This window comes from Prochlorococcus marinus str. MIT 1013 (assembly GCF_027359395.1).
GTDB classification, from domain to species: domain Bacteria; phylum Cyanobacteriota; class Cyanobacteriia; order PCC-6307; family Cyanobiaceae; genus Prochlorococcus_B; species Prochlorococcus_B marinus_E.
The window spans coordinates 1,619,380-1,639,429 of sequence record NZ_CP114778.1; the positions used below are offsets into that span (position 1 = coordinate 1,619,380).

General features: G+C 33.9%; 26 protein-coding genes. 12 read left to right on the forward strand and 14 right to left on the reverse strand.

The features are described from left to right. Positions 1-13 precede the first annotated feature (13 nt). Positions 14-1,714, forward strand: a complete 1,701-nt coding sequence (gene nadB, locus O5633_RS09215; protein WP_269609384.1) for an L-aspartate oxidase — start codon at positions 14-16, stop codon at positions 1,712-1,714. On the opposite strand, the gene O5633_RS09220 is transcribed toward nadB, so the two are convergent. From O5633_RS09220 to O5633_RS09250, 7 genes are all read right to left on the reverse strand, one after another. Next, the gene (locus tag O5633_RS09220; protein ID WP_269609386.1) at positions 1,701-2,642 is read right to left on the reverse strand and encodes a vitamin K epoxide reductase family protein; all 942 of its coding nucleotides are present in this window, start codon (positions 2,640-2,642) and stop codon (positions 1,701-1,703) included. The two genes, nadB and O5633_RS09220, sit on opposite strands and share 14 nt — an antisense overlap. 177 nt (positions 2,643-2,819) lie before the next feature. After that, positions 2,820-2,912 carry a cytochrome b6-f complex subunit PetL gene (gene petL, locus O5633_RS09225; RefSeq protein ID WP_011294102.1) on the reverse strand — a complete coding sequence of 31 codons (93 nt, stop codon included), beginning with the start codon at positions 2,910-2,912 and terminating at the stop codon, positions 2,820-2,822. Positions 2,913-2,974: 62 nt separating this feature from the next. Beyond that, positions 2,975-3,376 (reverse strand): DUF4346 domain-containing protein, encoded by a 402-nt coding sequence (locus O5633_RS09230; protein WP_269609388.1) that lies wholly within the window; start codon positions 3,374-3,376, stop codon positions 2,975-2,977. Between the two features lie 82 nt (positions 3,377-3,458). Next, positions 3,459-3,725, reverse strand: coding sequence for a hypothetical protein (locus tag O5633_RS09235; RefSeq protein ID WP_269609389.1), 267 nt, complete (start codon positions 3,723-3,725; stop codon positions 3,459-3,461). A gap of 31 nt (positions 3,726-3,756) precedes the next feature. Then, positions 3,757-4,938 (reverse strand): GNAT family N-acetyltransferase, encoded by a 1,182-nt coding sequence (locus tag O5633_RS09240; protein WP_269611345.1) that lies wholly within the window; start codon positions 4,936-4,938, stop codon positions 3,757-3,759. Positions 4,939-4,960: 22 nt separating this feature from the next. After that, entirely contained in the window at positions 4,961-5,638 is a 678-nt protein-coding gene (locus O5633_RS09245; protein ID WP_269609391.1) for a RibD family protein, read from the reverse strand. After that, the gene (locus O5633_RS09250; protein WP_269609392.1) at positions 5,639-6,565 is read right to left on the reverse strand and encodes a 6-pyruvoyl trahydropterin synthase family protein; all 927 of its coding nucleotides are present in this window, start codon (positions 6,563-6,565) and stop codon (positions 5,639-5,641) included. 52 nt (positions 6,566-6,617) lie between these two features. Here O5633_RS09250 and O5633_RS09255 point away from each other — a divergent pair, with 52 nt between their 5' ends. After that, positions 6,618-7,214: a shikimate kinase gene (locus O5633_RS09255; RefSeq protein WP_269609393.1), complete on the forward strand. Its 597-nt coding sequence runs from the start codon at positions 6,618-6,620 to the stop codon at positions 7,212-7,214. Here the strand turns inward: O5633_RS09255 and O5633_RS09260 are convergent. After that, the gene (locus O5633_RS09260) at positions 7,168-7,431 is read right to left on the reverse strand and encodes a chlororespiratory reduction protein 7 (protein ID WP_269609394.1); all 264 of its coding nucleotides are present in this window, start codon (positions 7,429-7,431) and stop codon (positions 7,168-7,170) included. The genes O5633_RS09255 and O5633_RS09260 overlap by 47 nt on opposite strands. Positions 7,432-7,453: 22 nt before the next feature. Between O5633_RS09260 and O5633_RS09265 the strand changes: the two genes are divergently transcribed. After that, positions 7,454-8,161 carry a DUF6816 family protein gene (locus O5633_RS09265; RefSeq protein WP_269609395.1) on the forward strand — a complete coding sequence of 236 codons (708 nt, stop codon included), beginning with the start codon at positions 7,454-7,456 and terminating at the stop codon, positions 8,159-8,161. Here O5633_RS09265 and O5633_RS09270 read toward each other — a convergent pair. Further along, positions 8,148-8,867 (reverse strand): glutathione S-transferase family protein, encoded by a 720-nt coding sequence (locus O5633_RS09270; protein ID WP_269609396.1) that lies wholly within the window; start codon positions 8,865-8,867, stop codon positions 8,148-8,150. The two genes, O5633_RS09265 and O5633_RS09270, sit on opposite strands and share 14 nt — an antisense overlap. A 61-nt stretch (positions 8,868-8,928) precedes the next feature. Between O5633_RS09270 and O5633_RS09275 the strand changes: the two genes are divergently transcribed. From O5633_RS09275 to O5633_RS09290, 4 genes are all read left to right on the forward strand, one after another. Further along, a complete protein-coding gene (locus tag O5633_RS09275) occupies positions 8,929-9,135 on the forward strand; it encodes a DUF751 family protein (RefSeq protein WP_269609397.1) in 207 nt (68 codons plus the stop codon). Between the two features lie 2 nt (positions 9,136-9,137). Further along, complete coding sequence (gene rbfA, locus O5633_RS09280; protein WP_269609398.1) at positions 9,138-9,521, forward strand: 30S ribosome-binding factor RbfA; 384 nt, start codon at positions 9,138-9,140, stop codon at positions 9,519-9,521. 17 nt (positions 9,522-9,538) lie between these two features. After that, complete coding sequence (locus O5633_RS09285) at positions 9,539-11,173, forward strand: glycoside hydrolase family 3 N-terminal domain-containing protein (RefSeq protein WP_269609399.1); 1,635 nt, start codon at positions 9,539-9,541, stop codon at positions 11,171-11,173. 100 nt (positions 11,174-11,273) lie between these two features. Further along, positions 11,274-12,059, forward strand: coding sequence for a uroporphyrinogen-III synthase (locus tag O5633_RS09290; RefSeq protein WP_269609400.1), 786 nt, complete (start codon positions 11,274-11,276; stop codon positions 12,057-12,059). Between the two features lie 2 nt (positions 12,060-12,061). On the opposite strand, the gene O5633_RS09295 is transcribed toward O5633_RS09290, so the two are convergent. Beyond that, positions 12,062-12,514 (reverse strand): SRPBCC family protein, encoded by a 453-nt coding sequence (locus O5633_RS09295; RefSeq protein ID WP_269609401.1) that lies wholly within the window; start codon positions 12,512-12,514, stop codon positions 12,062-12,064. 3 nt (positions 12,515-12,517) lie between these two features. Continuing rightward, positions 12,518-13,978 carry a 9,9'-di-cis-zeta-carotene desaturase gene (gene zds / locus O5633_RS09300; protein WP_269609402.1) on the reverse strand — a complete coding sequence of 487 codons (1,461 nt, stop codon included), beginning with the start codon at positions 13,976-13,978 and terminating at the stop codon, positions 12,518-12,520. A gap of 105 nt (positions 13,979-14,083) precedes the next feature. On the opposite strand from zds, the gene O5633_RS09305 reads away from it, so the two are divergent. Both O5633_RS09305 and O5633_RS09310 read left to right on the forward strand, forming a co-directional pair. Next, a complete protein-coding gene (locus O5633_RS09305) occupies positions 14,084-14,473 on the forward strand; it encodes a HesB/IscA family protein (protein ID WP_269609403.1) in 390 nt (129 codons plus the stop codon). Positions 14,474-14,502: 29 nt separating this feature from the next. After that, on the forward strand, positions 14,503-14,922 hold the full coding sequence (locus O5633_RS09310; protein WP_269609404.1) for a tetratricopeptide repeat protein: 420 nt from the start codon (positions 14,503-14,505) through the stop codon (positions 14,920-14,922). 27 nt (positions 14,923-14,949) lie between these two features. Here the strand turns inward: O5633_RS09310 and O5633_RS09315 are convergent, their stop codons facing one another. Continuing rightward, positions 14,950-15,879, reverse strand: coding sequence for a TIGR01777 family oxidoreductase (locus tag O5633_RS09315; protein WP_269609405.1), 930 nt, complete (start codon positions 15,877-15,879; stop codon positions 14,950-14,952). Between the two features lie 188 nt (positions 15,880-16,067). On the opposite strand from O5633_RS09315, the gene O5633_RS09320 reads away from it, so the two are divergent. After that, positions 16,068-16,331, forward strand: coding sequence for an NAD(P)H-quinone oxidoreductase subunit O (locus O5633_RS09320; RefSeq protein ID WP_269609406.1), 264 nt, complete (start codon positions 16,068-16,070; stop codon positions 16,329-16,331). Positions 16,332-16,351: 20 nt separating this feature from the next. Here the strand turns inward: O5633_RS09320 and O5633_RS09325 are convergent, their stop codons facing one another. After that, a complete protein-coding gene (locus tag O5633_RS09325) occupies positions 16,352-17,005 on the reverse strand; it encodes a J domain-containing protein (protein ID WP_269609408.1) in 654 nt (217 codons plus the stop codon). A 20-nt stretch (positions 17,006-17,025) separates the two neighbouring features. After that, positions 17,026-17,994, reverse strand: coding sequence for a cysteine synthase A (gene cysK, locus O5633_RS09330; RefSeq protein WP_269609409.1), 969 nt, complete (start codon positions 17,992-17,994; stop codon positions 17,026-17,028). A 143-nt stretch (positions 17,995-18,137) separates the two neighbouring features. Between cysK and O5633_RS09335 the strand changes: the two genes are divergently transcribed. Continuing rightward, positions 18,138-19,703 (forward strand): ArnT family glycosyltransferase, encoded by a 1,566-nt coding sequence (locus O5633_RS09335; protein WP_269609410.1) that lies wholly within the window; start codon positions 18,138-18,140, stop codon positions 19,701-19,703. 82 nt (positions 19,704-19,785) lie between these two features. Then, positions 19,786-20,046, forward strand: coding sequence for a hypothetical protein (locus O5633_RS09340; RefSeq protein WP_269609412.1), 261 nt, complete (start codon positions 19,786-19,788; stop codon positions 20,044-20,046). Positions 20,047-20,050: the final 4 nt, after the last annotated feature.

Here is a 20,050-nt window from a genome sequence, read left to right on the forward strand (position 1 = left end):
AAACTAATCTTTTATGGATTTAAATACTGGGTTTAATAAAAATGATATTTACTCAACTAATTGGGATGTAATTGTTATTGGAGCAGGAGCTGCGGGTTTGATGTCTTCTCTTGAATTGCCATCAAATCTGAAAATTCTACTTTTAAATCGCAATACCAGTAAGCGTTCTTCGAGTAGGTGGGCACAAGGAGGAATGGCTGCTGTTACTCGAATCGAAGATAGCGAGGATATTCATGCTAATGACACAATTAAAGCTGGGGCAGGTCTTTGTGATTCAGAAGCAGTTCAGATGTTTGTTCATAGTGCTCCGAGATTAGTAGATAGACTTTTGAAACTAGGAATGGAATTTGATAGAACCTCTGGAAAATTATCTACAACTCTTGAAGCTGCTCACACTCATAGAAGAGTACTTCACGTAAAAGATAGAACTGGTAAGGCATTGGTTGATGTTCTTAACGAGCAAGTTGATCAAAGAGCTAATGTTCTGCATCAAAGAGGAATAAGAGTTACACAGATTTGGGTTGAAAGAGGAAAATGTTCCGGGGTACAAGTTCTAGATGGACCAGCTTTGCGTTGGATCAAAGCAAAGGCAGTTGTTTTAGCTACTGGCGGCGGAGGCCATTTATTTGCCAATACTACAAATCCAACTCAAGCAGCAGGGGAGGGAATTGCTCTGGCGTGGAGAGCTGGGGCTTGCATAGAAGATCTCGAATTTTTTCAGTTTCACCCAACTGCTCTGAAATTGGATGATGCGCCTTCGTTTTTGATTTCTGAAGCGGTAAGAGGAGAGGGTGCAGTTCTAGTGGATTCATTCGGAGAAAGCCCCGTAGCCCATCTTGAAGGGAAAGATCTTGCATCAAGAGATCAAGTCAGCAGGGCATTGTTTCAAGCGATGCAAAAGCAAAAAGTTGATCACATTGGTCTTAATGTTAAATCCATTTCTTTTGAGGATGTAGAAGCGCGCTTTCCGTCAATTTTTCAAAGGTGCAGAGAGCTTGGTTTAGAACCTTTAAAAGAATCAATCCCCGTGGCTCCATCTGCCCATTATTGGATGGGTGGTGTCGCTACAAACTTGAAAGCACAAACAAATGTCAAAGGACTTTTCGCTATTGGTGAGGTGGCATGTACTGGCCTGCATGGTGCGAATAGACTTGCAAGTAATTCATTAATGGAATGTTTGGTCTTTGCAAATCAAATGAGAAATATTGAATTAACTGATTTTATAACATCCGATATTTCAGGAAATAATTTAAGTTTTAAAAAATCAGATCTTCGCTTTTCTAAGGATCAAGGAACTAGTTATTTATCAAAAGAAATTGAAAAACTTAGACAATTATGCTGGCGTGAAGCTGGAGTTGATCGATCAAGAAAAGGAATGAATTCTGCTCTTGTAAAAGTTCAAAGAGATTATCAAAATCTTTTAAACGAGCCCTTATTAAAGTTGGTTTTTTCTCAGTCAAAATATGAAATTAATGAATTCGAGGAACTTGCCAGGAGAGACCTTAATTTGCTACTTGATTTGAGTAATCGACAAATGTCAAGTTTACTTATGTTGGAAGCTTGTTTGTTTCGTGAAGAAAGTAGAGGAGGCCACTTTAGAGATGATTTCCCTACCTCAGTTCCTTTTTGGCAATGTCATACTCGTCAAATAAAAGGAAAGAATATTCATACAAGACCCATTGTTGATAAAGCTTATTTCCCTAAAAATCTTTAGAGTCTTTGTAATTGGTAAGGTCAGCTAATTCTTCTAGGCTTTTTACTCCTGAATCAATTGAGCCATTAATTTCCCAAGAAGGGAAACCTGTTATCCCTTTAGCTTCGCAAAGTTCTCTTTTGTTGTTAAAGCCATCTTTTGCACACTCAACTAAATTTAATTTTTCTGCAGCTTCTTTACCGAACATTTCTTTTTGATCATGACAATGTGGACACCAATAAGCGTTATACATGACTGCTCCTTCTTTTGTTAAATGTTCAGCGAGTTTTATTTTTTCCGGAGAACTTATCGCTATTACCGCAGGTGGCATGCCTGGAATATTATTTGAAACTTCCTTAGTAGCAGGATCGACTGATGATGACCAGATTAGCCCTGCCAAAAGAACTGCTACTGACATAAGAAAACCTCTGAAAAATAATTTACCATAATCTTCCCAACCGCCTCCAAATATATTTAATAATAGAACTGAAAGTGATATAAGAAAAGAAAGAAGACAGAAAAAACAGAAAGCTTTAATTTTAAATATCATTACTGATACTAAAATTAAACTGAAAATAAAAGTAGATGTAGATATATAAAAAGATCCCCACCATGCAACTTTTGAGATATTATTTTTTTGGTTTTTGAGAATAGGTATTAATGGGAATATTGCCATTAATAATATTAATAAATAACTAATTAAACCTATTAATGATAATGGAATAGAGAAATTATTTGTTTGAAAGAAAGTTCCCCAAGGGCTATTTAAAACTTTATCGCAGCCTCCTAATCCACCTGGACAGTTTAAATTCCCTATGAACCCCCATTTATTTAGTGTTATGGATCCTGTATCAATAACACCCACTGTTGATAAAATAGCTATTACAACTCTCGTCCATTTGGAACCTAGATCTTGACGACGACGACTCTTTAGTCTTGAAGATCCCATGCAGGTGAATTTTAAATAATTGAATTTTCTTTATTCTAATGAAGAATTTTCTTTTAAGTCTGAATAATGTAAATGAATTCTAATGTTCTTTATATTTTAAGAACAATAAATATCTGAATGAGTATTAAATATAAACCTCTTTAAGTAATTCAGTACTAATCATAGTGATTTATTCATTCAGATTAATTTAATAGCTTTAAGGGCTTTTTGAATTAAGAATGCTGCAGAAAGGCCTGCACCAACAAAAACTAAGTAAAAAAGAATTCCCATTTGATTTGAATTTCTCCACTAATAATAGAACATCAGTGCTTTATCGTTTGAATTTATTAATTTTAATCTTGAATATATTGTTTACCACTGATCAGGCATTGCTCCGCTTTCTGTAATTCACGACCAATGTAAATCGCATGATCTAAATGACTGATGGGGAATGGACCATGACCCTCGGAGATTTGAATACCTAATTGCTTGGCACTCTTCCCTCTATAAATATTGTTTGGTTGATTTCTACTTTTTGTTTTACAACCAATTGGTTCTCCGGAATCTGGATCAATAGCGCGACCTTTTTGATCAATATCATTTAAATAATGTTCCAGTATTAACTCATTCGTTTTAGGTTCAATTTTTATTAAGAAATAACCTTTTGGGTCAAGTTCTATTTGCCGCTTGGATAATTTATCGTCTAAAAGCGTTATTGAGTTAATTAAGTCTTCTCGAAGATCTAGATTGTTCATTTCTTTAATTTACAAATTAAAAAGAAGATACACAAGTAACTTATTTTGTAGTTATTAAATTTTTAGATTTTCCTGCAAAAAATTATCCTGAAATAAAGCTTTTTAAGATTAAAAATATAAGCAGGTTTACAAAAATAAAAGATAAATAAACAAGACCTGGATTTTTTAGACCTGCTGGTGCTGTTAGTTCATAGCCAAAAAGAGTAATAACACCTTGAGTCCCTTTGTCTTTATAACTAAAAATCCCTTGAGCAAAGAAAGGTTTTTCTTCATTAGAATCAACTGTATCTTTCTCGGTGGAAAGTGATTTATTGGTCTCAGGAGAATCTAGTAAATTGTTATCTGTCATTGAGATTAAGTCTTTAATTTGTCTGAAGTTACTATGTATTTGATAGTTTTGGCTCTTCAAACTTAAAAGGTACTTCATTATTTGTAGCGTTTATTTGATCAAGCATTAACTTATTTGCTTTTGGTAGCCATTCTCTAATTAATGAATCCATAGGTAAGTTGTACCATCTATGAAGACTTGCATTGGGTTTAGCAATAAAACCTCTTCGTTTTTTGTGACTCCCGCCCGCTCCAGGATCAAAATATTTTATTTTATTTGCTATTGCCCACTCAATCGGGGAATAATAACAAGCTTCAAAGTGTAAATTATCTATATTTTTTTCTGAACCCCAATATCTACCCCAAAGCATATTTTCATTTTTTACGCATAATGACATTCCAATTGTTTTATCAATTCTTTCTTCTTTCGCCTCAAATAAAACAATATTTTCTTTGAGTTCAGTTGATGTAAGCTCGGTGAAAAATGATTCGGTTAGGTATTTACTTCCCCATACTCCCCATCTTGAGCAATGAAGCTCATAAAAATAATGCATTTTTTTCAAATTCATTACATTTATTTGAGACCCACTAAGAGGTTCAACTTTTACTCCACATTTTTTTATGCTTTCTCTTTCTCTTTTAATATTTCTGCGTTGATTGGAATTAAATTTTTTTAAAAAATCAGAAAAACTGTTTTCTTCATTCAACTTCAACAAACTTTGTTGGTTGATCCACTTAGCACAATTTAGAGATTCAGCTACTTTCATCCATTTAGGATCTACATACAAAAAATTACAACTTAGAATACTATTTTCTTTGGCAAAACTATCAATTTCAGACATTAATATTTCGGTAAGATCCATCTCACTCACTCCTTCTGCGAAAAGAAAGCGATACCCCTCTATTGGACTTAATGGACTCATTCCTATTAGTTTTGGATAATATCGAAGTCCCATATCTTGAGCTAGTTGAACAAAGGCATTATCAAAAATAAATTCTCCATAACTATGAGATTTAAGATATAGAGGTGCACATGCAATTAAATCATTTTCTCTCCAAGCTGAGAGGAATAATGGTTGCCATCCATATTTTATACTTACACTTTTTGATTTTTCTAATGCATTTAACCAATCCCACTTATAAAAAGGAGTTGAATTTTCTTCTAAGAAATTATTCCAGATAATCTTAGGTATTTCTTGTATTGATGAATGCCATCTGATTTTGATATTTTTCATTTCTTTAATACTAAATCTATCTTCAGGACCAATTATTTCTAAAATATCTGATAAGTAATTCATTATTACCGAGCTTTTTAGTTTCTTTTAGAATCCAGCCATTTTTTGTTTTCATGATTGTATTTAACTTTTTTAATTCAGATGAAACCCAGCAGTAATCTCCTCCTAAAAGATGAGGGGTAATGGTAATTTGTAATTCATCTATTAGATCCTCTAAAAGAAAATCTGAAATAAGATTTGCCCCTCCTAGTAATACAATTTTCGCAATACCTTTCTTATATAAATCATCAAGGGCATCACGCCAAGTGAATTTTAAATTTATTTTTTTATCGAATCCATTAGGAGGCGTAATCTCATTTTTCTTATCTTGTTTTTGGATCAACCATCTTTGAAGTGGTTGTCTAAAAAAAAGCCAATTTCCTGGAAAATCTATTTGATTACTAGCTATGAGAGCAATTGGCTGTTCGTTTTTTCCTTCTGAAGTTCTTTGCTGTAATAAATTTTTATTCTTAATGACACAAATTGATTGATGATCTCTCAGTGTTTGCCCTCCCATTAAAATCCCATCTGACCAAGCAAGTGATTCTTCTAAAACTAAACGATCTCCAGACTGACCTAATTGTGTTTTTCCTCCTTCTGGATATGCGATACGTCCATCAATACTAGAAGCTAAAACTAATTTAACCCAATTTTTTTTCAATTATCTCAGCAAACCAATCTGATTCTTTGAGCCTTTAGTATCGATCTTTGATTCAGGTACGTTTGCATAAACCTCAGCTGCATTATTTGGACTCTCCTGTAGTTTTATTTTATATAAATTTGCTCCAATCGCATTGATTGGATTTGTTAATTTATCTGAAATATGCAATGCAATATTTTCAGCTGTGGGAACACAATTTGCAAAATAAGGAATATCTTTATTTAAAAAGGTATGATCAAAAGGCTCTACAACCAAATCATTAATTAAACTATTTAATGCAGATAAATCACATATCATTCCTGTTCTAGGATTAATCTTTCCTTTGACAGTTATATCTACTAAGTAATTGTGACCATGTCCATTAGGCCTAGCACATTTTCCGAATATTTTGTCGTTTTCGTTTTGAGGTAGATCTTCTCTGGCTAAGCGATGAGCAGCTGAAAAGTGTGTTTGAACTGTTAAATAAGCATCCATAGCATTTCCTTGATAGTCAGCCCAGAGTTTTGGGTTTTCGTAAAGACGAAGAGATTTTAGGGGTAAGTGAGATTTAAGGCGCTCCCATATAATACGAACTAAACTTTCACTTGTGGGAAGGCAACCTTCGGGTTTAGAAAGGTCAAATTCTGGCCATGTGTCATTTAAAAAACGAAAGTCAAGTTGACTTGTTACTTCGTTTTTTATGGCATGTTTTACATCTGAAAGGTTTAAGACCATGCCATATTTATTAAGTTCTCCTTCCATGGTTACGATTAACTCGTAATTATGACCGTGGCCAGGAGCTATTGAGCATGGGCCAAACAAAGCTGAATTATCATCATCAGATAATTCAGGAAGTCGATAAAGGTGGCTTGAGCTAAAGCAGGCTCGCCTTGTTATTACACAGCTTCTCCCCTCTCCGTGGGGAAAATTAGATGTGATTGCTTCCATAAATTTTTCACATCAAAACACATCTTAATAACTTTTAGTTACTTCTGTCTTTATGGCTATCCAGTCAACCCCTAAAACTCTTAAAGAAAAGTTAGGTGGTCGAAATATATTTTTGATAGGAATGATGGGTTCTGGCAAAAGTCAAACCGGACCAGTTCTAGCCAAAATGATCAATTATGCTTTTGTTGATAGTGATGATGTTATAGAAAAAGCTTCTAAACAATCTATTGCATCTATTTTTGAAAAAGATGGAGAAAAAGTCTTTAGGGATGTTGAAAAAAAAGTTTTAAAAGAAATTAGTCAACATCATTCTCTTGTAATTGCTACTGGAGGTGGTTTAGTTACCGTGCCTGAAAACTGGGGCATACTTCATCAAGGAATAGTTATTTGGTTAGATCTTGATTTGAAACGTTCAATTAAACGATTAGAAAGTGATAAAAAGAAACGCCCTTTATTAATTGGAGATGATTTAGCTGAGAATTTTAGTCAGATCTATGAAAGTAGAAAACCAGTATATTTAGAGTCGGATTTGAGAATAGAAGTTGAGGATCAATCTCCATATGAGGTTGCAACTATGATTTCTGAACGTTTGCTAAGTATCCTTATTGACCCGGAGACTCAAGCCGAACGGCATACCACTGAATTGTAAAACCTGTTTTGATTTCCAGGTCGCAGGCTGTATCAAGCAAATGTTGCGCAGCTTCTTCTATTGAAGACTTACATGCAAGATCTAATGGTAATGAATCGAATTTATTTAACCAAGATTGAAGCCATAAAAGAGTTTGTTCTTTATCCAGGAATTGTTCACTTTCACCAGGAACCAAAACAACATAATTATCCATTTCTCTAATTAGCGGATCAGACATGAGACAGAAATTTTTCTTTTTTTTGATTTCTATTTTAATTATTTTTACTTATACAGGTCCTGCTCTTCCTGAAACTATTCTTGAAATAAATAATTTTCAACCATCTAAGCTTTATGAACGCAAATTAATTTGGCCTGATTGGCGCTTTCCTTCTTTTATTAAGCGCCCAGGATTAAAAGATGATTTGATTTACCCTTATTGGTTTGAAGGAGTATGGGATGTTACTAGTAAGGTAGAAAGCGAACAGAATCAAGAACCTATTATTCACTCAGCTAAATTTATTCGCAATACCTCTGGTAATTTAATTGCCGACCGTGAATACAATACTAAGTCTTATGCTTTGAGCACAAAGACTGGTGGTTTTTTATCAGTAAAGAATGATCCTAAATCACCTAATCGTCAGTTTGCCAAATTAACTGAAGATAGGTATTTAGAGACAAAAATCATAGGAAGACTGCAGGAAGAAATAGATAATAATATTTTTATTACTGATGAATTAATTTTACAAATTTTGCATACAACAGAATTGAGCAGAGTTAGCCAGGTCGAAACTTTAACTGAGTTTAAAAGATGTGGACCTAACCAAAATAATAAGATAAATTTAAGTGATTTTAATATTTGTGGAGAACAATTCCAGGCAATTTACAATCAACCTGGTCAAAATTTTATTTCTTTGCCGATTAAACTAGAAAAATCTAAATTAATACTTAGAAAGCCTAATTATGATTAGTTATTGTTAATTTATCTTCAATTAAGTCTCTCCAGTTAAAAAGATTTTGGAGACTTGGATCATTTATATATAAAGAACACCCTTTACCTTTTAGATTTTCTCCAGATGAATTTGGAAATTTGAGTAGTGATAAGTGTGAAGCTACAGATATATCAGCAATAGAAAGCTTGTCTCCAATAAGAAAGTTTTCTTGATCAATTAAATTTGATAGATATTCTAGATTTTGTTTTAGAGATTCTTTCTCTTTCTGGTTTATTAATCCAGAAATCTGACTAGCAATTTTTGTAGGAATATTAAGAAGAAGTTTTTGCATAGAATCTGAAATTTCGTTGGTGAATAAAGAGGAAATCAATTTTGGATTCTTCGTAAGCTCTTCCAAAAAGACAATTTTTATAGATTTTGCCAAAGTTGTATCTGCCCAATTTTCAATTATTTGAGCCTGTGAAGCTTCCTTTAGACTCTCTGGAATTAATTTTGGTTCTATTTCAATTTTCTCTAAGTGTCGTATTATTGAACTTGATTCATGGATTGTTGTTTCCTTATCAAAAAGCACGGGTAATTTTTTTTGTCCTGTTTTTTGAAAGATATCTATTTGGCCTATGGCTGGAGTTATCTCAACGGTTCGATATTCAAGCTTTTTTGCAGCCAAAGCCATTCTTACTTTCAAGCAATAAGGTGAGTGCCTAAATTGATGAAGTTCCAACATTTTATTTTCCTTCAAATGTTTAGCAGAGTAGCTATTAATTCAGTCTTGTGTTGGTGAAAAAATGGGTGAGTTTTTTTCTAATGTTTCTAGATATCCCAAATATCTCATAACAATAGTTTTGGGGGTTTTCACTTCTGCAATTTCTCCATTAATTAAACGAGGTAGTAATCCGATCACAGCGATTGCTCTTGTTGGGGCGTTGCTAAGTGGACTTCTGACAATAATTTTCTTATTAAAGGCTATGGCTTTCCCTGTCCCAATTACTTAGATATGGCTAATTCAAGAAGAGTAGAAAAATTAGCAGCTTTACTCAAAAAAGAAGTTAGTGAACTTTTAGTTAATGGGGTTAGAGATGAAAGAATTCATCAAGCTATGATTACCATTACATCTGTTGAGGTCTCAGGTGACTTACAGCATGCAAAAATTTTTGTAAGTCTTTTTGGCGAAGAGAAAAAAAAAGCTGAGGTGCTAGTGGGTTTAGAAGAAGCAAAGAGATTTATTCGTGCTGAGCTTGCTCGAAGGCTTCAAATGAGACGATCTCCTGAGCTTGTTTTTAAGATTGATAAAGGTATGACAAAAGGTCCGGCAGTTTTAGATCTTCTCAATTCATTAGAACTTGAACGTAAAAGTAAAGATATAAGTAAAGACTTATAGATTAATCAATATTTTTGATGAATAAATCTGATCTTAGAAGACAAGTTGCTGAATTATTTATAGTGAGAGCAAGTGGATTTAATCTTGATTCGCAACGTTTATATCCCAACTTAGAAGAATCTAATTCAAATCTTAAGAGACTTTTAGAAGAAGGTGTTGGTGGAGTTATTTTTTTAGGAGGAACTGTAAAAGAATTAGAAATTCGTTGCAAGGTCTTAAAAAAATGGTCGGGTAAACCTCTTCTCTTATGTGCTGACATTGAGGAAGGTGTTGGCCAACGATTTTATGGAGGAACAAAGTTTATTCCTCCAATGGGTATCGCTCAGATTTATAAAAAAGATCATAATTTAGCAATTTCTATTGCTGAGAAAATCGGTTATTTTACTGGTAAAGAAGCAAAATTTATTGGTTTAAATTGGCTATTAGCACCAGTCTGTGATATCAATAACAATTCAAATAACCCGGTTATAAACCTAAGAGCTTGGGGAGAAGAAACTGAAACAGTTAAAAGTTTAACTTGTGCTTTTCATAGGGGTGTTTCTAGATCACAAATGCTTACTTGCGCAAAACATTTCCCTGGGCATGGCAATTCCGAAATTGACTCTCACTTGGATCTTCCAGAAATACAGAATGACTTATCTAAATTAGAGAAATTTGAGTTAATTCCCTTTAGATCTTTAATCAATCAAGGAGTCAATAGTATCATGATCGGACATTTACTTTTGTCAAAAATTGATCCTATTTATCCTGCAACACTTTCAAAAAAATTGGTTACTGATTTGTTACGTATCAAATTAAAATACGATGGTTTAGTTGTTAGCGATGCCTTGGTTATGAATGCAATATCTAATAAATATAGTAGTGGAATATCTGCAGTTATGGCTTTTGAAGCAGGAATTGATTTGATTATGATGCCAAAAGATATTGATGAGGCAATTGATTCTCTTACTGATGCTTTTTATTCAGAAAAAATTTCATTAGAAAGGTTACATATATCTAGAGAAAGAAGAAAAAAACAACTTGATTTAATTGGTAATGAAAATGATTTAGAAAAAGAAGAATTCAGGCATGAAGATGTTAAGAATGAATTTTTAGCTGATGCTTATAGATTTAGTAATTCTATAATAAAAAATTCAATTTTTGTCAGAGGAGAAAGTAGTATAAAAGCTAAAGTTAATGATATTAATCTTATACAGATTGATAATTTTGATCAAGTGTCTAATAAATTTTTGCCTGCATTAAATTTACCCAAGGAAGTAGGCTTTAGAAATTTAATTATACATCCCCTAGGCATCAGTCCATGGCAAGATAGTAATAAAAGATTTTTAGAACTAGGGCGATTTCGTAATAGTAAAATTCTTGTTCAGCTTTTTGTTAGAGGTAAACCATTTATAGGATTAGCATATCATAACGATCATTGGATAGACACTATAAAAAATTTAGAAATTGAGGAAAGATTATCAGGAATTATTATATATGGATGTCCATATTTGTATGATAAAATAAAGAAAACTATTCATGACTCTATCCCTTTAGCTTATAGTCCTAGTCAAATAGAGGAAGCACAAACTCAAATTTTAAGTCGTATTTTGCAATCAAAAATAGTTCAAAAGGAAGTTGATAAAAAATCAAGTAAAGAATTTACTGATTGAAAATTGTTTAATCGAGAATCTAATATTCAAGAAAAACCTTATCATTGTTTAAATAATTGGATAGTGATTCTTTAGACTTCCTAGAAAGAAGCATATAGAAATGGCTTTAACAGACAAGAAGATAATTATTACTCGCGCCCAAGAACAGACTTCAGAGGCTCGTAAGATCTTTCTAGAAAATGGAGCTGAGGTATTCGATCTTCCTTCATTAGTGATTGGGCCTCCAGATGACTGGGCTCCTTTAGATGAGGCCTTAAAGGAAATTACTACCTTTGACTGGATCATTTTTTCTAGCGCAAATGGTGTTAGAAATGTTGAAGATAGACTGAAAGAAATAGGATTATCTTTATCGAAAATTCCCAAGACTATTCAAATTGCTGCTGTCGGTAGAAAAACAGCTTCTTTGTTATTAGATATTGATGCAAAGATTAGTTTTGTTCCTCCTAGTTTTATTGCAGATAGCTTGGTTGAATATTTCCCTCAGAATCAAAAAGGTTTAAAATTATTTATTCCCAGAGTACAAACTGGAGGCAGGTCAATATTATCTGACTCTTTCAAATTAAAAGGTGCAGAGGTTACTGAAGTGGCTGCTTATGAATCTTCTTGTCCTAAAGATATGCCTCAAAAGACTATAGAGGCTTTGAATAGTGGGGAAATAGATATTATTGCTTTTACCAGTGGTAAAACAGTAAAAAATACTGTCAGCTTATTTAAAAAATACTTTGGTGAAAATTGGTTGACATTAATCGAAAGGATTAAACTTGTTTCGATTGGACCCCAAACAACTATTAGCTGTAACAACCTTATTAGAAAACCTGATAATGAGGCTTCACCGCATGATCTAGATGGATTATTAAAAGCTTGTTTGGAACTAAAATTTAATTAAATTTATGCAGATTTTTCGACAAGTTCTTTAAATCCATCAAGATTTTTTTGTAATTCTTTTGTGACCATTCCTCCAAGAATATTTGCTTTCATTAGATTTGCTAAAACTTGAGGTAATTCATAAGATATTTTTAATTTAACCACAGTTTTAGTGATCTCTTCATTGTAAAAGCGTACTGAACCCTTGGTAGGTAAACCACCAACTGACTTCCATTCCAATTTCTCTGCTTCTATTCTTTCAGTGATTTGAGCTTTCCATTTAAAACGAAAGCCATTAGCTGCAAGTGTCCACTCCGTTAAATCAGGAAGTGTCGAGGTTTTTTCATTGACAGTCTTAACCGATTCAATCCAAGTCATCCACAAAGGCATCGAATCTAAATCACTCCAAAACTTCCAGACAAGTTCAACTGGAGCATCAATTTCACTTATCACTGTGTGATCAAGCCACTTTCCCATTTCTTAAACAACCGAAGAATTTTTTGTTAGTGAAACAGACTTTGAGAGCATTGCTGAAGCAGCAAGATGACCACTCATTGTTGCTCCTTCCATAGAGTCAATGTAATCCTGTTTCGTGTAACTGCCTGCTAAGAAGAAATTACTAAAAGAGGTTTTTTGATCTGGTCTATATGGCTCCATTCCAGGTGCCTCTCTGTAGAGAGAATGAGAAACTTTGACCACATTGCTCCATAAAAGCTTCAAGCCTTTTGAAGAAGGGAAAAGTGTCCTGACCTGTAGATCAGTATGTTTTACAATTTCATCTGAGGGCTTGGTAATCCAGGGATCTCCAGGCGTTAACACACATTGAAGTAGTGAGCCCTGACCATCTTTTTTATAGTCTTCTGGGCTTGATAAAGCTAAATCAGCAAAACAACTAAAATCAGCATCGGCTGTATATAGCAAATTGTCTAAACCAGATGGACTTTTTAGATTTATTTGAGCTTTTTCATTATTAATCTCTGTTACCCAGCCATCGTATCTAAGTTGTACTGTCGCGACTGGTACAGCATCAAGATTGAAAAGTGAGTCAAACTCTTTAAAACGTCTCCATGATCTAGGAATTATCCTTTTAATACCAGATACATCGCAAGCAGCTAAATATTTGTCTGCTTGAATTTTTTGTTCACCATCTGGAGTTTGAAGAGTTACTCCAGTCACGGATGGTTGGTCGGAATCCTCTGAATGAATTTCTTTAACAATATTCTCTAAGTGAAGTTTTCCACCTCTTTGTTCAATGTAATCGAGTATTGGCTTCGTGAGCCATTTGTGTGGTGAGCCCTTCAATAGGTTGAGCTTGGATGCCTCTGTTTTTGAAGCGAACATCATAAAGATGGTAAGCATGCATCTTGCTGAAATAGCTTCGCAATCAATGAATCCCAGAGCATATGCAATAGGATTCCACATCCTTTCGATACTATTTAGGCTTCCTCCATGGTTTAGAAACCATTGTTTAAAGCTTATGGAATCTAGTGAGCGTATTGTTTTCATCGCCCCCTCATAGTCAATAAGCCCTCTTACAATTGGACTTGTTCCAAGAGCAAGAGCATTCCTTAGTTTGTCAATCCAATTTAATTGAGGTGTAGTGAAGAAGGCTTTTAAACCGTTGAAAGGAGCTCCTGCAAAAAATCGAAAATCAAGTGACTTAATGTCACCGCCCTTGTTAACAAAAAGGTGAGTGTGGTCTTTTGGTAAAAGATTTTCAAATGCCCCAACTTTTCTCATTAAGGCAAACAGATTGGCATAGTTGAAAAAGAACACATGCAAGCCCATCTCTATATGATTGCCATCGGAATCTTCCCAGCTTCCAACTTTGCCTCCAATAAATGGTTTTGCCTCATATAGGTCGACCTCATGTCCTTCATCAACAAGGTCAACTGCAGCAGTCAATCCTGCTAAACCTGCACCTATTATTGCGATTTTCACTCGTTTAATTAGATGGATACACTAACTCTATGAATAAAAACTCGTTTTTGGCACTTTTAAAATCGAATATAATTAATAGAGTGTTATTAAAGTTCAGAAAAAACAATGAGTGAATCAAACGCACCTCCCGAAATTCATAAAGCTGAAGATGGCAAGGGAGTACTTATTACCACTCCTGCATTGGATCAGTTGTCTAGACTTTGCAAAGAACAAGGTTCAGGGAAATTATTGAGAGTTGGAGTTCGTTCAGGAGGATGCAGTGGTATGAGTTACACAATGGACTTTGTGTCTGTTGATGATATTCAAAAAGATGATGAAGTTTATGAATATTCAGTAGGTAGCAGCTCTTTTAAAGTGATTTGTGATCCTAAGAGTCTTTTATATATATATGGTATGCAGTTAGATTTCAGTACAGATTTAATTGGTGGAGGCTTTAACTTTACTAATCCCAATGCATCACAAACTTGTGGTTGTGGAAGTTCCTTTGCAGTTTAACTTTAACTAAAAGAATTTAAAAATTAACAATGGATCAATCAGAGGAAAGTCTTTTTGAAGAGGCCCTAAATCGCTATAAAGCTGGTTCATCAGCAGATGAATTGATTGAAGATTTTCAGAAAATAACTTCTACTACTCCAAATAATGCTGCTGCATGGACATGCTTGTCTTGGCTGCAGTTGTTATGTGATTCGCCTCAGGAAGCCTTGCGGTCTGCGAGATATGCAGTGAAACTTAACGGTCAAGATCCACAGTCCAGAATAAATTTAAGTCTTGCATTGTTAGAGACTAATTCTAAAGGAGTTAGAGATCATATTGATTATGTGAAAAGGGCTATGTTCGTTCTTCCTGAATTAGAAAAAGAATTAAAAGAATCATTTGAAGATGGTCTTTCACGGAAACCTAATTGGAAAACATTACTTAAAATCAAAAATTGGTTAGATCTTTAATTTCTAATTAGATCTCATCAAATGATTTTAAGCTAATATTGCTTTAAAAGCGTCATTAATTGTGGGGAAACTGAATTTAAATTTGAGTTTTTTCAACCTTTGAGGTTTGACATTTTGTCCCTCTAAAACCACACGAGCGCCATCTCCTAAAATTAACTTCAATATTGGCCCAGGAACTGCGAGAAGACTTGGTCTTCCAAGTGCTTGACCAAGTGAATTAGAGAACTCATTCATTCGTACAGGATTTGGTGCAACCCCATTGACGACGCCAGACCAAGCAGAATTTTTCACACTTTCGTTAATAAGATTACAAAGATCTGTTCTGTGTATCCAGCTCATCCATTGCTTTCCATCTCCTATAGGACCTCCAAGACCTGCTCTAAAAATAGGAAGCATTTTTCCTAGTGCTCCGCCATCTTTAGCTAATACGATGCCAATTCTTACAATTAGAAGGCGAGTCGCTCTTGGTTTATTTTTTGCACTAGATTCCCATTCTTTACAGAGATTTGCTAGGAAATCATCACCCTGAATATTTTCTTCAGTGAATTCAGTTTGAGGATGTGAGCCATAAAAACCAATTGCTGATGCATTAATAAGAACTTTTGGGGGTTTTCTTAGATTCCTTAGATTTTCAATCAAATTCTTTGTTGTCTCTATGCGACTATTTGTAATTTCTTTACAGTGATCTGTAGTCCATCTTTTTTCAGCAATAGGTTCGCCAGCGAGATTGATAATCCCTTCGCAGCTTTTTAAAGACTCTTGAATTTCTTTTTTATTCCAAGACGAAGACTCAGCTGGATTCATTGTTATGACATTGATGTTCTGGTCATTAGCTATGGCTTTTAGTTTTCCTTTGGATTGCCTAGATATGATTGTGAGGCTGTGCCCTTCTTTGATTAGCAAAGGAATTAATTCTCTTCCGATAAAACCAGTGCATCCAGTAAGTAGTAATTTCATAATTTCTTTAATTAGATTTGATCAGCTTAGAGAGATTTTGATTAACTTATGGTGTTGATCGGATATGGATATTGAGTTATGGAATTTGCAATTAATTCATGACATGATTTTTACCATTTTGTTTTAACTGCTATTCTTCATTTGAATATTTTAATTAAGTCTTTAGTTTTTTTTATTAATTATTGGAAATGTCTGAACTAACCAGAAAAGTAGATGATTCTCAATTACCTGCAAAGATACAAAAGAAATTTAGAAAAGGAGATCTTGTCAAAGTTGATCGTGAGACATATTCTAATAGCTTAGAATCTAAAGCAAGCGACACTAATTTACCTGAATATATTTTTCAAGGGCCTGGGGAAGTATTACTTATTAAAGGTGATTATTGTCAAGTTAGGTGGAGAAGGCCAGTCCCTGATGTTTGGATAAAAACTGATCATATAGTCTCATATTAATAAATGAATAAAGATTGAAACTATAAGATAAGCCATTCTTTTTTATTACTTTGTAAAAATTTTCTTTTTTTCTTAGCAAAAGCAATCATTGACTTTCCATCATGTAAATAATTATCTACATAGCCCATTGTGTAGCGTTCTAATTCATTAATACCATCCTCAACGTGAGATAAGCAATGATAAAGATCTAAACTGAAGTCTCTTATGATTGAGGGACTTGCATTAGAGGTATAAATTTTTTTAATCTTAGTGATTTTGTATTTACTTTTCTCGAGATATAGACAGAAAGAATCCATTAATACTTGATCATAGGGATCGGCTGATAAATCTCTAATTTTTGAACCTAAAGGATTAATAATTTGACCTAATAATTTATCAATAGGGAGATATATATTTTGAAACCATTTTTTTATATCTTCAGATTCAGAGTAATTATTAGCTTCTCTCTTGTATTCGTTCTGGTTGTAAGCTTTTGTATTGTTAAATTCATTATAATTAAGATTTTTATGTTTTTTCTTTAATATTTCCCATGCTGAGTTTACTTCAAGCATTATTTTTGAATCTCCTCCTTTATCTGGGTGATGTATTTTTACAAGTTTTATATATGCTTGTTTAATATCTTCTAGTGTTGCGCTGGGATGAATTTTCAATATTTGATATGGGTCTTTGCTCATTGTTGAATGACTATTTTTTTTTAGAGGTACTCATTACCTTTTACTGGTTTTGCTGGGATGCAAGTAAACATGCTTGTTGAGAGATATCGTTCACCAAAACTAGGAAGGATAACAACCAAGCGCTTATTCGTAAACTCAGTTTGATTCCCTACCTTTAAAGCAGCTGCTACTGCAGCACCACTGCTGACACCACTTAGCAATCCTTCTTCTTTGGCAAGTCTTCTTCCTATGTCCATTGCTTCATGATCATTGATCCTTATTACTTCATCAATTTGATTCATATCTAATACATTAGGGATGAAACCAGCACCAATACCTTGTATTGCATGTGACCCGGGATTTCCTCCTGAGAGAACTGGGCTTGATGAAGGTTCTACCGCAAAAACCTTGATTTTTGGATTTTTTTGTTTTAAAAATCTGGCACAACCTGTGATTGTCCCTCCTGTCCCTACTCCAGCAATTAATGCATCAAGTTTGCCTTCGCAATCTTTCCAAATTTCTTCAGCGGTAGTTTTTTCATGAATTTCAGGATTGGATAAATTATCGAATTGCTGAAGTAAATATGCATTAGGTATAGAAGCTACTAATTCCTTTGCCAGATGAATAGCGCCCTGGATTCCCTCTTTGCCTGGAGTTAGTTGAAGCTCTGCCCCAAATGCTCTTAACATTGAGCGTCGCTCAGTACTCATTGTGTCAGGCATTGTAAGTATGAGCCGATAACCTTTTGCTGCAGCAACCATGGCCAATGCAATTCCTGTATTTCCACTAGTTGGCTCAATAAGAACAGTATGTCCAGGTTTGATGGTTCCCTCTTTTTCTGCTGATTTGACCATTGCGCCAGCTATACGGTCTTTTACGGATGCTGTCGGGTTGAAACTTTCTAATTTAGCTACAATTTCAGCTCTACAATTAAAGTCATTAGGTAATCGATTCAGTTTGACCAAAGGTGTTTGGCCAACCAAAGCAGTTATGTCATTAGCAATTGGCATGATCTTATTTTAAAAACTTGAATCAGTTTCGAGGGAAAAGTTATTTAATAATTCAATTCATTTTTAATAATGCTTGAAAATTTGTTATTCAAAAGCTTTATTGGCCTTTTAGAGATATAAATAGATGGAATAAGTTTTTGATATTGACCGAGAGCATTTCCCAAAACTATAGGCCTCCAATTTTATGGGTTTTTCTTTTTTGGACCATAGCTTGTGGAATTGCATTTGTCTCTCTGGGGAATTTGCCTTTAAGAGATTTTGATGAAGCAACTGTCGCAAGAGTTGCACTGGAATTAAACCAAAAAAGTGGACTAGAACGATTGCTTCCTTCTATCTGGGATCAGCCCTATTTGAATAAACCGCCTGGATTGCATTGGATAATATCTTTTGCTATCGGAATTAGTAGAAATTTCCAGAATAGTTTTGATTTATTACCCTCTGAGTTTTGTATAAGATTTTTTCCAGCACTTTTTTCTACTTTTGTTGTTCCATTGGGTGGTTTGATTCAGTGGAATTTGCGCCCTAAAGATCGATTAGCGTGTATTGCTACATCAGCAATTTTATTAACTTTATTGCCAATTATTAGATATGGCAGAATGGCAATGTTGGATGGAACGCAGCTTAGTGCTATTGCACTTTTATGGTTTTGCTTATCATCAATAAAAAATAATAGGGTTACTAAATTTAATTTTTTAGGGGCTGGATTTGCTTGTAGTTTTATGCTTTTACTGAAAGCTCCTGTAATGATTCCTGCACTATTTGCATCTTTATTACCTTTAATCTGGGAAAATAAATCTAAAAAATATTTTAATAATCTTTCATGGTCCTGGTTCTTTTGTGGACTAATTCCAGGTTTTGCTTGGCATCTATGGAATATAATTTCAAATGGTTCAGGAGCTTTCTGGTTGTGGTGGGGTGATGGAGCAGGAAGAGTTTTATTTGAAAAAGGCTCAGGGAGTGAGCTAGGAGTTTTGGTGCCAATAATTGAAATATTTGAAGGTGGGTGGCCTTGGATTCTTGTGTGGCCAATTGGTTTGTTGTGGGCATTTTTTAGTCTTAATACTCGTTGGGGTATTTGGGCTTTTAGTACTCAGGTAATTATTGCAGGAAGTATTTTACCTCTAAAAATGCAACTTCCTTGGTATATCCATCCATTTTGGTTGCCTTTTGCTTTAGTATGTGGCCCTCCATTATCTTGGTTAATTCAAAGGAAAGAGAATGAGTATATTTTCGCTAGAAAAATATTAAGTAAAATACCTTATGTATTATTTTTTATTGGAATATGCTTATTTGTTTTTTCTTTATTAGTTAAATTAAATATTATTAACTTTGAAGAAGCCTACTTTAGTGTAATCTTTCCCATTAGTTTGGCTTGGTTTATTGGGGGAGTATTATTATCTAATTCAAGTAAGAATATTAGAAAAGTTGGTTTTGTTGGAATAATTTTTGGAAGTATAATTGGTTTCTTCTTTTTTGTGAGCTCTAAATTCTGGTTATGGGAAATCAATGAGAATTGGGATGTAAGGCCTGTAGCTGAATTTATATCTGATTTCCCTGGCCAAGAAATTTATATTAAAAATAGTTTTGAGCGACCAAGTTTAAATTGGTATGCAAGAAAAAAAATTAAAACTTTTGATGAAAAAAATCAACCTAAATGCAATGCAATTAAGAAAACTAATGATTGGGATCTTTATACATGTAATGATTAAATAAAATATTATTCTTAACATATTTTTCACTTCTTCTGCTTTTATTTGTAAGAATCATCTAGTTATTAAGGTTTTTTTAAAAGTGTATTGTATTGAGCTTACTATTAAATTAAGTCCCATGCCTTTAGTAGTGCAGAGAAAAGAGCATGGAGATGCTCAAAGGCTTTACTCTGAAGTAATAGAATCTATTCAAAAAGGCAATCAAAGGCTTCTAGAATTGACTTGTGAAAAAGTTGAAGATAAAAGAATAACTGTTCTTGTTAGTGAAATTACAGCTGTACAGATTTATGAGAAGACTAGTAGTAGCACTAGTAAACGGCCTGGATTTTCGCTGCAGGATTAAGAAA